The following is a 12115-nucleotide window of genomic DNA, read 5'->3' on the forward strand; positions in this document are numbered from 1 at the left end:
GCCACTGCAAGCGCGCCGAGCGCTTGAGCAATTTGAGGGCTCCGCGCCCGGCGCGCTTGCCCAAACCGAAACCCATGATTATCAAGATCAAACCCGCAGACTCTCGTTATGAACGAGGGACCGAAGGGGGGCAGGTCAGGATCAACGGTCGAGCGCATCGCGCAGGCGGTAGTATTGGATACCCAGACCGCCGTAGAGTCGCTGCAGCGCATGGAAGGGTAGGGTCGGAATGGTCGGGCTCGGCGGGATGGGAAGGGGCGTGCCCTTTGTAAAGTGGGCTGCCATCACCTTGCCGAGCGATACCGACAACGCGACGCCGCGACCGTTGAAGCCGGTCGCCGCCAGCAGCCCTGCTGCCGGGATGCAAAGGCGGATGCGGTGATCGGGGGTCATGCCCACCCGCCCGAACCAGCGTTGCGTGATCTCGAAACGCGCTTCGAAAAGTTTCGCGAGCTCGGCCTCGATCCGGGCGAAGGCGTCCGCATCCCGGGGGTCGGCAAAGCTGCCACGCCCACCCAGCATCAGGCGATTCTGCGGACCGATGCGGAAATACGTGCCGACCCGGCGTGCTTCGGAGACCACCTCGCCGCCGGGGAGTATGCGTGCCAGTTGCTCGGCGCTGAGCGGTGCGGTTGCGACCTGGAAGCTGTTGGCTTGCACCGTCGCCCGCGCAAGCCTTGGTTCGAGAGAGGCAGGCGTGTAGACATTGCTGGCAAGTATCGCCCGCTCTGCTGTGACCTGCGCGCCGCCAGGAAGCCGCGCCTGCCAGTAGCCGCCGCTCGGGACCAGCCGAGCGACGGGCGTTTGGCCAAAGATCCGCGCGCCCGCCGCTTCGGCGGCCTGCGCCAGACCGCGCGCAAGCTTTATCGGGTGAATTCGTCCGGCACGCGGATCGCGCCAGCCGCCGAGGAATCCACGTGCTCCGGTCACACGCGCCATTGCTTCAGCGTCGAGCCAGTCGGCGGCGACGCCACGCGCTTGCCATTGTCGCATGCGGGCCTGCAGGACAGGCAGATGCACCTGGCGGTTTCCTGCCTGAATCCAGCCGCTCTGCACCGCGTCGCACGCGATTCCCAGCCGCGCCACCAGGGCAAAGAGCGTGTCTGCGGTTTCACCGGCAAAGGCGGTTGCCTCGGGTCCCCAGAGCCGGTCAAGCGTGTCGGGGTCATCCTTCAATCCGGGGATCACCTGCCCCCCGTTTCGCCCCGACGCACCGAAACCCGGCTCCTGTGCTTCGAGCAGCACGACATCCGTGCCGGCCTCGGCCAGGTGCAGCGCCGCCGAAAGCCCCTGAAAACCACCGCCGATCACAAGTACATCGCAGCGCAGGCTTTCCTTGAGCGGTGTCGAGGTCGGTGCCGCGGGGGCGGTGTCGGCCCATATGGATTGGAACGCCATTTCGGACTCCGCTCAGACGGGGTGAGTGACGCGTCGCAGAAAATCCTGCGTACGCGGATGCTTTGGCTTCGACAGTACCTCTTCGGCACTGCCATGTTCGGCGATGCGCCCCTGATCGAGGAAGATCACACCATCGGCGACCTCACGCGCGAACTGGATTTCATGTGTGACAATCAGCATGGTCATGTGCTCTTGCGCCAGGTCTCGCAGAACCGACAGCACCTCGCCGACCATCTCGGGGTCAAGCGCCGATGTCGGCTCGTCGAGCAGTATGGCGTCAGGTTGCATGGCCAATGCGCGGGCGATCGCGACGCGCTGCTGCTGCCCGCCGGACAGGGCCGACGGGTAGAAATCCATTTTATCGGCCAGCCCGACGCGGCTCAGGTGCTGTTCCGCACGGGCGCGCACGTCGTCACGGTTCTGTCCCAGCACGTGCAGAGGCCCCTCCATGACATTCTGTAGCGCGGTCATGTGCGGGAACAGGTTGAATCGCTGGAAAACCATGGAAACCCGCGCCCGGATTGCATGTATCGAGGCGGCGCGGGCGTCGACAGTGGTGCCGTCGATGCTGATCCGGCCGGACTGATATTCCTCCAGCCCGTTGACACAACGCAACATGGTCGACTTGCCCGAACCCGAGGCCCCGATCAGGCACATGACCTGCCCCTTGTCGACCTCGGCATCTATGCCTTTGAGAACTTCGTGTTTGCCAAAGGACTTGTGTACATTTTCGAAACGGATCATGTCGCGGTTTCCAGCTTGAGTTCGACACGGCGCATCAAAATATTCAGCGGGATCGTCAGGCACAGGTAAAGCGCCGCGACCATCGTAAAGACGGTCATGTTGTCGAATGTCGAGGAGGCCAGCATCTTGCCCTGCATGGTCAGCTCGGCAACCGAAATCACGGATACCTGGCTACTGTCCTTGAGCAACATCACCATGTTGTTGCCGTAAGGCGGCAGGGCGATGCGGAAGGCCTGGGGCAGCACGATGCGCCGCATCATCTTGCCGTGTTTCATGCCGATGGATTTTGCCGCTTCGACCTGTCCACGGTCCACTGCCTCGATCCCGCCACGGAAAGTTTCGCCGATATAGCAAGAATAAGTCAGCGCCAGCCCCACGACTCCGGCCTGAAAGGCGGTCAGGTCCAGACCGAGCTCGGGCATGACGAAATAGATGTAAAAAAGCACGACGAGGATCGGGATGCCGCGAAGGAATTCGACGATATAGCGCGCAGGCAGGCTCAGCCAGCGGCTGCCGGAACTGCGCATCAGCGCCCAGACCAGCCCCAGCGCCGAGGCGAGAACAAGCGAGAGCAGGGTCACGGCAACGGTCTGCCAGAGCCCGGTCAAAAGCAGCGGCAAGTAATCCTGGATACGCTCGGAAAGGGGCGACATGGGCGTCTCCTGTCAGAAAATCATGGGCCCGGAATGATGTCCGGACCCGATAGGTGCCGCGAGGGAATCAGAGGCCGTACTTACCAAAAATCTCGGCCAGTTCTCCGCTCTTCTCCATCTCGGCGATGGATGCGTTCACCTTGTCCAGAAGTTCCGGGTTCTCCTTTGACACGGCCAACGCGACCTCGCCCACGCCCGTCGCGGTGTAGCCCTCGACCAGCTTCACCCCGAAATTCGGATTCTGAGCGATCTGGTAGGCTATGATTGGTCTGTCGCCGAAACCTGCCTTGATCCGACCGAGCTGCACGTCACGCATGATGTCGACCAGGCTGTCGTAAAGCTTCACTTCGCTGAAGATTCCTCTGGCCTGGAGCTGGTCCGCGAAGGTGGTGCCGATCTGCGCCCCAACGACCTCGCCGGCGAAATCGTCAATCTGATAAGTGCCCTCGTCATCCGCCTTGACGAAGGCCGCATCTCCGTAACTGTAGACGGGAGTTGAAAAATTCACGACCTCCTTGCGCTTGTCGGTGGCGAACATGCCCGCCGAGATGATGTCGATCTTGCCGGTCTGGAGTGCAGGAATCAGCGCGGAAAACTGTGTGACCGCAAAATCCGGCGTCATATTCAGATCTTCCGCGATGGCAGCGGCCAGGTCGACCAGGGCGCCTGTCGGTTTTTGCGTGCCGGTGTCGATGAAGGTGAACGGCACGCCGGTGGTGGTGACGCCAACGGTCAGGTCCTCGGCCTGGGACTGAGCGGCGCAAAGCACGAGCGCCCCGGCAATGGCAAGTGAACGGAGTTTCATCGGCAATCTTCCCTGTGTCATGCGTCACGCTTGACGCCGAAGCGGGTGACGCGGTTCAAATCTACCCTTCACGATATTGAAGAAATGGCTGGATGCAACAAGAATTGGTGAATATCTTCATTTAAGTGAAGATATTTGGTTGAACCCGGTTTCCAATCGTCTTTTCTTCAGATTACGGGTAAGCAGGAAGAGACGGAGGGAAAATGTCGCCCACCCGCGTTTACAGAGATGAAGAATCGCCGATGACCGCAGCCGAAAATGAAGCCAAGCTGTTTTCCGACCCGATGAGCGATACGGATGACACATCGTTGGGGGAGGCTGTGCGGCAGGCGCGCAAAGGGCGCGGACTGTCGTTGCAAACCGTCGCGGAGGGTGTCGGCATCTCGACCGGGTTGCTGAGCCAGATCGAGCGCGGCATCTCCTCGCCATCGATTCGCAACCTCAGGGCAATCTGCGAAGTGATCGGTATTCCTTTCCTGTCGCTTTTTGCCGACACCGACCGCACTGATCGCGAGACCGGGATCATCGTCCGTGAAGGGCGTCGGCGTACCGTCGACTTCGGCGACAAGGGCATGGTGAAGTCCTTTCTGACCGCACATGACGATGGCGCTTTGCAGGTCATGGAGATCGTCCTCGATCCTGGCGGCAACTCCGGGGACGAGGCCTATGCCCACGAAGGCGAGGAATGTGGTGTGGTGCTGTGCGGAAAGCTCGAATTGTGGGTCGAGGATGACCGGTTCGTGCTGAACGAAGGCGATGCCTTTCACTTTGAAAGCCGCAGACCGCATCGCTTCCGAAATCTCGGCAAAGAGCAGAGCCGGGTGCTATGGGTGACGACGCCGCCCGTCTGGTAGAGCGCCCGACAGTGCTGTCACGTCAACCCGTGGAACATTCGCATTCTCCGGCCGACCGTATGTCAACCGACCTTTGCGGCATCATTCGACACCACGAATGCATCCATGCGATCCTGGCGGATGGTGTGGCCGCGCGATGGCGGGTTGAGATTGACATGAAGCGTCTCAACCCACCCGGAGATCGGAGGCTCTGCGTCAGCATTCCCCCTTACCCCGTCACGACTCCGCGAAGGTCAGATGAACCTTGACCGACCGGCTTCGGTCGGCAGCGGCACGAAACGCTTCCGCCGCGTCTTCCAGAGGATATCGCCGCGTCACGATGGGGCGCACGTCAATGCGGCCCGCAACAATGGCTTCAACGGCATCGGCGAACTCCTCGTGAAAACGGTGGGTGCCCTGTACGCAAAGTTCCTTGGCGACCATCGCGTTGATCGGCATGGGCGTATCGCCCACGACCCCCACCTGAACCAGCACGCCTCTCGGTCGCAGGGCCGAGATGGCGCTCTTGATCGCGGGCGCGGCCGCAGAACATTCGAAAACGAGGTCGAAGTACCCCTTGTCGGCGGTATAGCGATCCATCTCGGCCCCGTCGCGATGCACGTTGATGACACGCGTCGCCCCCATTTTGCCGGCCACTTCAAGTACGGCATCATGAAGGTCCGTCACGACCACCTCTGCGGCTCCAGCTTCTGACGCGACGGCCGCACAAAGCAGGCCGATCGGGCCTGCGCCGGTCACCAGCACGCGTTTGCCCGCGATCTCGCCCGCCATTTTGGCCGCGTGCAGACAGACGGCCAGCGGCTCGGCACAGGCCACGGCACCCAGGTCCGCATCTTGGGGCAGCCTGATACATTGTTCCGCCTTCACGGTAATCCGGTCGCGAAACAGGCCCTGTTCATGCGGCAGCCGGATGGCTGAGCCATTGAAGCGCATGTTGAGGCAGTGCATTGGCAAGCCCTCGGCGCAATACGCGCAATTTCCGCAGGGGCGCGACGGATTGATCGCCACCTTGTCGCCGGCATTCAGCCCGTCAACGTTTTCGCCGACCGCGATCACCCGGCCCGAGGCTTCATGGCCGAGAATGATCGGTTCGCGCACGCGGATCGTACCGATGCCACCGTCAGACAGGTAATGCATGTCAGACCCGCAGATTCCGCCTGCGGCAAGAGCCAATTGCACCTCTCCCGCAGCGGGTTCCGCAACGTCGTCAGTTTCAATTCGCAAGTCGTTTTGTCCGTATAACCGGCAGACTCGGGTTTTCATGGATTACCTCAATTGGTCAGGAGCGACGGCAGCCACGTGGCAAGCGCCGGGACATATGACACCGCCAGCAGCACGAGGATGTTGCTCAGAAGGAAGGGCAGGATGGCAACCACCACCGGCATCAGCGGCAAACGCGCGATCCCGGCGCAAACGAACAGGCAGACACCTACCGGCGGGGTGGTCAGTCCGATCATCAGGTTCAGCACCGCGAAGGTTGCAAAATGCAAAGGCTCGATCCCGACGGCCTGGGCCAGCGACAGCAGCGGCACAAACAGGATGATCAGCGCCGCGATGGTTTCCATGAACATGCCGACAAACAGCAGCAGCAGATTGATCAGCAGGATCACCAGGAACTTGTTGTCCGTGATGCCAAGAACACCGTTAGCGATGGCCTGGGGAATGCGTTCGGACACGAGAATCCAGCCAAAGACGTTGGCAAAGCCCACCAGGGCCAGAATCCCGGCGGCCGAGGTTGCGCTTTCGACCAGAATCGCCGGGACCTTGGAAATCGGCAATTCGCGATAGATGAAGCCGCCAACGAAGAAGGCATAGACCGAGGCGACGACGGCGGTTTCGGTTGGCGTGGCGAGCCCCGACAACAGTCCGTAGATAATCAGAAAGGTCATGGCCAACGCCCAGAACGCTCCGGCAAAAGAGCGGCCGACCTCGCCCACGCCTTGCCATTCCTGGCGGGGAAAGTCGCGACGGGCCGAGATCACATAGGCCGTCACCATCATCGCGACGCCCATCAGGATGCCGGGCACGGCCCCGGCAAGAAACATCTGGCCCACCGAGATACCGGACAGCGCGCCGACGATGATCATCGGCACCGACGGCGGAATGATCGGTCCGACGGTTGACGACGCCGCCGTCACGGCCGCCGAGAAATCTGCCGGATAGCCCGCCTTCTTCATGCCCGGAATCATTACCCCGCCGATCGAGGCGGCATCGGCAACTGCGGTGCCTGTAATGCCGCCAAACAGCATCGAGGCTGCGATGTTGGTCAGACCCAGCCCGCCCTTGATCCAGCCGACCAGCGCATTGGCAAAGCGAATGATCCGACCGGTGATACCACCCTGGTTCATGAGGTTGCCGGCAAGGATGAAACCGGGAATGGACAGCAGCACGAAGACATCCATGCCCGCATACATCTTCTGTGGCATCACGACGGGCGGCGTTCCGGTCAGAAGAAGATAGGCCAGCGATGACAGTCCCAGGGTAATCGCCACCGGAATACCGAGAACCAGCCCCCCGACGAAGACAGAGAACAGAACAGCGACTTCCATTGGATCAGAGGTCCTCTTCGGGTTTGACGGGTTTGCCGTCGTCGACGCCGGTCAGCATGCCCAGTACCCTGAGCGCTGCGAAAAGCGCCAGAAACGCGAGCAACAACCAGACTGTGAGATGTATGAAATCCATCCGTACTCCAAGCGCGGGCGAGGTTTGCATCCTGCCGATGGTGACAAAGCGCCAGGCATGAGGCAGCAGGTAAAGCGCCAAACCGCCCGTCGACAGCGCCGCGACCAGTCGCAAAACCCAGGGCATGCGCCCCGGAAGGTATTCACAGACCACGTCGACATTGACGAGATCGCCGGACCGAAAGGCCAGCCCTGCGCCGAAAGCGACCGTGAACAACAGGGCATATCGGGTCAACTCTTCCGTCCAGACCGGAGCGAAACCGGTCAGCCGCCCGGTAACCTGGATCAGCACGGTGACGATCAACAGCGCAAAAGAGAGCCCCGCCCCCCATTGGGCAAGCCGGGTGATCAGGTGCATGAACTTATCAGCGCGTCGCACATCGGACCTCGGGATTTCTTCGAAAACGGGCACCCCGGCGCCAACATATGCGTGACGCCGGAGCAGCAATGTCATCAGTTCGAGAACAAACCTTCGACAATGGGTTTGATCTCATCGTTCACATTGGCGAGGACTGCATCCTTGGCAGCCGCCTGAAAGGCCGCGGCATCAACTTCTACAAAAGTCATGCCTTTTTCTTCGAGGAACGCGCGATCATCCGCGAGGCTCTTTTCAAACAACTCGCGTTCATAGGCCTGCGCGCGTGACGCGGCCTCCATCACCGCCGCTTGGTCGTCTTCGCTGAGCTTGTTCCAGGTAGATTGAGCGATCGTCAGGTAAATCCAGGACCGCACGTGATCGGTCAGATTCACGTGGCTCTGCACCTCATAGAAGCTGGCCGAACGGATCAGAGCCAGCGGGTTTTCCTGGGCTTCGATGGTGCCGTTCTGAAGCGAGGTAAACACCTCGGAAAAGGCCATCGGGCCAGGGTTCGCACCAAGCGCGGACCAGACATCGACAAAAAGCGGCACGTTCGGGACGCGCATTTTCAGCCCGTTGAGGTCATCCGGGTGCGCAATCGGTCGGTTCGACGTCAGATCGCGTGCGCCACGGGCGAAATAGGCAATGGGGCGGATCTGTACGTTGGCGACAATCTGCGCCTCAATCTCGTCGCCGACCGACCCTGATGCAAAGGCGTCCATATCCTCGATGGTCTTGAACGCATAAGGAACCGCCAGAAGCGCCGCCTTCGGAGCCCAGTTCTGGAGGCTTTCGCCGGTGATCGTCATATCGACCGTGCCCAATTGCATGCCGTTGATGAGGTCGATTTCCTTGCCGAGCGATTCATTCGGGAAAACCTCGACAGCGATACGGCCATCGGTCAGCGCGGACAGCTCTTCGCCAAATTTCACCGACGCCAGATGCCAGGGGTTGTCCTCGTTCGCCAGATGCCCCAGCTTCAGGGTCATCTCCTGTGCGGCCAGCGGCCCGGCGAGGAAAGCCGCCATTGCCGCGGCACATGCCGCGAATTTGAAGGTCGAATTCATCCGTTAACTCCTCCTTGGATGGGCGCGTTGACCGGAGAGGGCACATCCCCGTCCGGCAACTCGAAAAAACTGGTGTTGGCCGCCACGATTTGCGGCAGGTCCGACAAGACTTCGCGCAAGTGGTGGCGGATCGCGGAATTGCCCCCGGCAATATCTCCGCGCTCGATCTGGTCGACGATCTCACGGTGCTGGCCGATCAGGTTCTTAGCAGGAAACTCACCCAACGAAAGAAAGCGGACCCTGTCCATCTGGGACTTCAGGCCTTCGATCTGTTTCCACGCCCCGGCTTTGCCGGCGGCCTCGGCCAATGTGCGGTGAAACTGATCGTCAAGTTGTATGAAGGTGCCGGGCTGGCTGGAGCCGATCTCTTCCTGTTCCTGCAACTGTGCCCGCAGATCCGCAACCACCGCCGGATCGGGCGATTGCGCCAGGATCTTGACGATATCCGCTTCTATGGCCTCGCGCAGAAAGCGGGAATCCAGAACAGACACATAGCTGATGCAACTGACCAGCGTTCCCCGCTGGGGCAGAACCTTGACCAGGCCCTGATCGGCGAGGCGGATGAACGACTCGCGAACCGGCTGACGACTCACGCCATAACTGCGCGCGACCTCGGATTCGGTCAGGCGGTCGCCGGGCTTGAGATCGGCGCGAATGATCCGCTCGCGCAGGATGCGCGATATTTGCGGCACGATAGGCGTGACAGGGTCAAGTCGCGAGTTCGCAAGAGATTCAATCTGCATGATTCGCCATCCTCCGCACGCAACTTACCATACTTCCATACTAGTCAGCAATCACGAGAGGTGATATTGGATCCGCCAACGCGACTCGGGAGGGCAAGATGAAACAGACGTGGCGCTGGTTTGGTCCGCAGGACCTCGTTTCCACCGACGATGTGGCACAGGCGGGGGCCGAAGGGATCGTTTCGGCACTGCACCACGTGCCGACCGGCGATGTCTGGTCGCCCGAAGAAATCCGCAAACGTCAGGATGAAATTGCACTGCTGCGCGATGGTGCGCCATCCGGGCTGAGTTGGGATGTGGTGGAAAGCCTTCCGGTTTCCGAAGACATCAAGAAACAGCAAGGCGATTGGCGCGAACATATAGAAAACTACAAGCAGAGTCTCACGAACATCGCGGCATCGGGAATCGAGGTGATCTGTTACAATTTCATGCCGGTGCTCGATTGGACCCGGACCGACCTGGCCTGGCGGCTGCCGAGCGGTGCCACCTGCATGCGTTTCGACCTGACGGATTTTGCTGCCTTTGACCTTTATATCCTGAAGCGCCCCGGTTCCGAAGCCGACTACGATACCGCCCTGCAAGAGGCCGCCGCCCGTCGTCATGCCGCAATGTCTGCGGCAGAGGCGGAACAATTGGCTGGCAACGTGGTCTTCGGCCTGCCCGGTGCCGCCGAAAATTTCAGCCTCGAGGATGTACGCGCGCATCTTGGCGAATATGCCGCGATGCCGGAAGAAACGCTCCGGCAACATCTCGTGGATTTTCTGTCCGAGGTGGCCCCTGTCGCCCAGGATCTGGGATTGCGGCTGTGCTGCCACCCCGATGATCCGCCCTTTCCGCTTCTTGGCCTGCCGCGTATCATGTCGACCGAGGCGCATTACACGGCGGTGATGGACGCCGTTGATCTGCCCGCCAACGGCATCACGTTATGTTCCGGTTCGCTCGGCGCACGCCCCGACAATGACCTGCCGGGCATGATGGAGCGGCTTGGGGAACGGGTACATTTCCTGCACTTGCGCAACGTGAAACGTGAAACCGGCGATGTGCGCGGATCCTTCCATGAGGCCGAACACCTGGGCGGAGACACCGACATGGTGGCGCTTGTCCAAGCCGCTTTGCAGGAAGAAAAGCGCCGCAAGGCCGCCGGTCGTGCCGATTGGTCGATCCCGTTCCGGCCCGATCACGGGCAGGACATCCTCGATGATCTCGGACGTCGCGCCCAGCCCGGTTATCCTTCGATCGGGCGGTTGAAGGGGCTGGCCGAACTGCGTGGCGTCATCGCAGCCTTGGAGCCAAGGGTTGCAGCAGAATGACCCACAGATTGACGTCTGCCGCCACGCTTTCCGACAACGTTCTCCGTCCCGCCTATCGTCGGGAAGATCACGGTGCAGGCATCGTTCACATCGGGCTGGGCGCCTTTCACAAGGCGCATCAGGCGGTCTATACCGATGACGCTCTGGCTGTGTCGGGTGGTGACTGGCGCATCATTGGGGTCAGCCTGCGCAGTACCACTGCGGCTGAGGAGCTGACGCCGCAGAACGGGCTATACACGATCATCGAACGCGACACGCAAGGCAGCCGGGCCCGTGTGATCGGTGCGCTGACGGCCGCGCTGAGCCTGCAAGCGGATCGCCCGGCCGTTCTTCACGCATTATGTTCACCTGCAACTCGGATTGTCAGTCTGACAGTCACCGAAAAGGGCTATGGCATTGACCGAACCACCGGCGGCGTCAATCCGGACCACCCCGCGATTGCCGCCGATCTGGCCGATCCGGACACCCCGCAGGGCGTTGCCGGGCTGCTGGTCTGGGCGCTGAAGGCACGACGCGCGGCTGGTACCGAGCCGTTTACCGTGCTCTGCTGTGACAACCTGCCGGAAAATGGGCCGCTGGTGCGTTCGTTTCTGATCGACTTTGCCCGTAGGGCAGCACCGGATCTGGTCGCGCATATCGAATCAGAGGTGGCCTTTCCCGCGACGATGGTCGACCGTATCACCCCGGCACGCGGCACCGAGACCCTGAAGCTGGCCGAAGACATGACCGGACTACGAGACGCTGCCGCCATCGAATGCGAGGCGTTCCGGCAATGGGTCATCGAAGACAACTTTCCGCAGGGCCGGCCCGATTGGTCTGCTGGCGGCGCCTTGTTCGTCGAGGATGTGCGGCCCTTTGAAGAGATGAAGCTGCGAATGCTCAACGGCACACATTCCATGCTGGCCTATTCCGGCTTCCTGGCCGGGCACACCTATGTGCGCGATGTCATGGCCGATCCTGCGCTGGCGCACCTGGTCAGGCGCCATCTTGCCGCCGCAGCGGCGACGCTCGCCCCGCTGTCGGGCGTCGATCTGGGAACTTATGCCGAGGATCTGGCCCGGCGTTTCGCCAATCCGCACCTCGGACATGAAACCTATCAGATTGCCATGGACGGATCCGAAAAGATGCCTCAACGCATCTTCGCTCCCGCACTTGATGCGCTGAAGCGCGGTCAGTCTATCGAGGCTTTCGCCTTCGCCGCCGCCGCCTGGATGCGCTATACGCTCGGCCAGAAGGACGACGGGAGCACATACGAGCTGCGCGATCCCATGCAGATCGCCCTGCAGGTCAGACCTGTGCCAAAGTCAGCGGACGGGATCATCAGCCACCTTAATTCAATCACCGGGCTCGGACCTGACGCGCTGAAAGACAGCACCGCATGGCAGGCAGCACTTGCCAGAAACCTCGACATTATGCTGACGCGGGGCATGCGCACGGCAATTGATAACGCTGCGGCTGGTTGAACTCCGGAACCGGGCCGGGGATGACGCCGCCGTCGCGCC

General features: G+C 61.3%; 12 protein-coding genes. 3 read left to right on the forward strand and 9 right to left on the reverse strand.

The annotated features are described in order from the left end of the window. Window positions 1–141: 141 nt before the first annotated feature. The 4 genes from AB9K34_RS05220 to AB9K34_RS05235 all read right to left on the reverse strand — a co-directional run bounded on the left by AB9K34_RS05220 (window position 142) and on the right by AB9K34_RS05235 (window position 3600). On the reverse strand, window positions 142–1398 hold the full coding sequence (locus AB9K34_RS05220; protein ID WP_369953379.1) for an NAD(P)/FAD-dependent oxidoreductase: 1257 nt from the start codon (window positions 1396–1398) through the stop codon (window positions 142–144). 12 nt (window positions 1399–1410) lie between these two features. Further along, window positions 1411–2142: an amino acid ABC transporter ATP-binding protein gene (locus AB9K34_RS05225; RefSeq protein ID WP_369953380.1), complete on the reverse strand. Its 732-nt coding sequence runs from the start codon at window positions 2140–2142 to the stop codon at window positions 1411–1413. After that, window positions 2139–2795, reverse strand: coding sequence for an amino acid ABC transporter permease (locus tag AB9K34_RS05230; RefSeq protein ID WP_369953381.1), 657 nt, complete (start codon window positions 2793–2795; stop codon window positions 2139–2141). The genes AB9K34_RS05225 and AB9K34_RS05230 overlap by 4 nt, the downstream gene beginning before the upstream one ends. 67 nt (window positions 2796–2862) lie before the next feature. Further along, window positions 2863–3600, reverse strand: a complete 738-nt coding sequence (locus AB9K34_RS05235) for an ABC transporter substrate-binding protein (RefSeq protein WP_369953382.1) — start codon at window positions 3598–3600, stop codon at window positions 2863–2865. Between the two features lie 242 nt (window positions 3601–3842). On the opposite strand from AB9K34_RS05235, the gene AB9K34_RS05240 reads away from it, so the two are divergent. Further along, window positions 3843–4454, forward strand: coding sequence for a helix-turn-helix domain-containing protein (locus AB9K34_RS05240; RefSeq protein WP_369953383.1), 612 nt, complete (start codon window positions 3843–3845; stop codon window positions 4452–4454). A 216-nt stretch (window positions 4455–4670) separates the two neighbouring features. Here the strand turns inward: AB9K34_RS05240 and AB9K34_RS05245 are convergent, their stop codons facing one another. The 5 genes from AB9K34_RS05245 to AB9K34_RS05265 all read right to left on the reverse strand — a co-directional run bounded on the left by AB9K34_RS05245 (window position 4671) and on the right by AB9K34_RS05265 (window position 9303). Continuing rightward, the gene (locus AB9K34_RS05245; protein WP_369953384.1) at window positions 4671–5717 is read right to left on the reverse strand and encodes an L-idonate 5-dehydrogenase; all 1047 of its coding nucleotides are present in this window, start codon (window positions 5715–5717) and stop codon (window positions 4671–4673) included. A gap of 8 nt (window positions 5718–5725) precedes the next feature. Then, entirely contained in the window at window positions 5726–7003 is a 1278-nt protein-coding gene (locus AB9K34_RS05250) for a TRAP transporter large permease (protein ID WP_369953385.1), read from the reverse strand. Between the two features lie 4 nt (window positions 7004–7007). Beyond that, window positions 7008–7493 (reverse strand): TRAP transporter small permease, encoded by a 486-nt coding sequence (locus AB9K34_RS05255; RefSeq protein ID WP_369953386.1) that lies wholly within the window; start codon window positions 7491–7493, stop codon window positions 7008–7010. Window positions 7494–7588: 95 nt separating this feature from the next. After that, window positions 7589–8560, reverse strand: a complete 972-nt coding sequence (locus AB9K34_RS05260) for a TRAP transporter substrate-binding protein (RefSeq protein ID WP_369953387.1) — start codon at window positions 8558–8560, stop codon at window positions 7589–7591. Further along, a complete protein-coding gene (locus AB9K34_RS05265) occupies window positions 8557–9303 on the reverse strand; it encodes a GntR family transcriptional regulator (protein WP_369953388.1) in 747 nt (248 codons plus the stop codon). The genes AB9K34_RS05260 and AB9K34_RS05265 overlap by 4 nt, the downstream gene beginning before the upstream one ends. Window positions 9304–9401: 98 nt before the next feature. On the opposite strand from AB9K34_RS05265, the gene uxuA reads away from it, so the two are divergent. After that, window positions 9402–10613 (forward strand): mannonate dehydratase, encoded by a 1212-nt coding sequence (uxuA, locus tag AB9K34_RS05270; protein WP_369953389.1) that lies wholly within the window; start codon window positions 9402–9404, stop codon window positions 10611–10613. Further along, window positions 10610–12076 carry a mannitol dehydrogenase family protein gene (locus tag AB9K34_RS05275; RefSeq protein WP_369953390.1) on the forward strand — a complete coding sequence of 489 codons (1467 nt, stop codon included), beginning with the start codon at window positions 10610–10612 and terminating at the stop codon, window positions 12074–12076. Before uxuA ends, AB9K34_RS05275 begins: the two co-directional genes overlap by 4 nt. Window positions 12077–12115 lie beyond the last annotated feature (39 nt).

The organism is Sedimentitalea sp. XS_ASV28 (genome assembly GCF_041224545.1).
Taxonomy (GTDB): Bacteria; Pseudomonadota; Alphaproteobacteria; order Rhodobacterales; family Rhodobacteraceae; genus Sedimentitalea.

Coding starts and splice junctions, on each gene's coding strand:
- AB9K34_RS05220 (WP_369953379.1), bottom strand. CDS start 1,398: ATGGCGTTCCAATCCATATGGGCCGACACCGCCCCCGCGGCACCGACC.
- AB9K34_RS05225 (WP_369953380.1), bottom strand. CDS start 2,142: ATGATCCGTTTCGAAAATGTACACAAGTCCTTTGGCAAACACGAAGTT.
- AB9K34_RS05230 (WP_369953381.1), bottom strand. CDS start 2,795: ATGTCGCCCCTTTCCGAGCGTATCCAGGATTACTTGCCGCTGCTTTTG.
- AB9K34_RS05235 (WP_369953382.1), bottom strand. CDS start 3,600: ATGAAACTCCGTTCACTTGCCATTGCCGGGGCGCTCGTGCTTTGCGCC.
- AB9K34_RS05240 (WP_369953383.1), top strand. CDS start 3,843: ATGACCGCAGCCGAAAATGAAGCCAAGCTGTTTTCCGACCCGATGAGC.
- AB9K34_RS05245 (WP_369953384.1), bottom strand. CDS start 5,717: ATGAAAACCCGAGTCTGCCGGTTATACGGACAAAACGACTTGCGAATT.
- AB9K34_RS05250 (WP_369953385.1), bottom strand. CDS start 7,003: ATGGAAGTCGCTGTTCTGTTCTCTGTCTTCGTCGGGGGGCTGGTTCTC.
- AB9K34_RS05255 (WP_369953386.1), bottom strand. CDS start 7,493: ATGCACCTGATCACCCGGCTTGCCCAATGGGGGGCGGGGCTCTCTTTT.
- AB9K34_RS05260 (WP_369953387.1), bottom strand. CDS start 8,560: ATGAATTCGACCTTCAAATTCGCGGCATGTGCCGCGGCAATGGCGGCT.
- AB9K34_RS05265 (WP_369953388.1), bottom strand. CDS start 9,303: ATGCAGATTGAATCTCTTGCGAACTCGCGACTTGACCCTGTCACGCCT.
- uxuA (WP_369953389.1), top strand. CDS start 9,402: ATGAAACAGACGTGGCGCTGGTTTGGTCCGCAGGACCTCGTTTCCACC.
- AB9K34_RS05275 (WP_369953390.1), top strand. CDS start 10,610: ATGACCCACAGATTGACGTCTGCCGCCACGCTTTCCGACAACGTTCTC.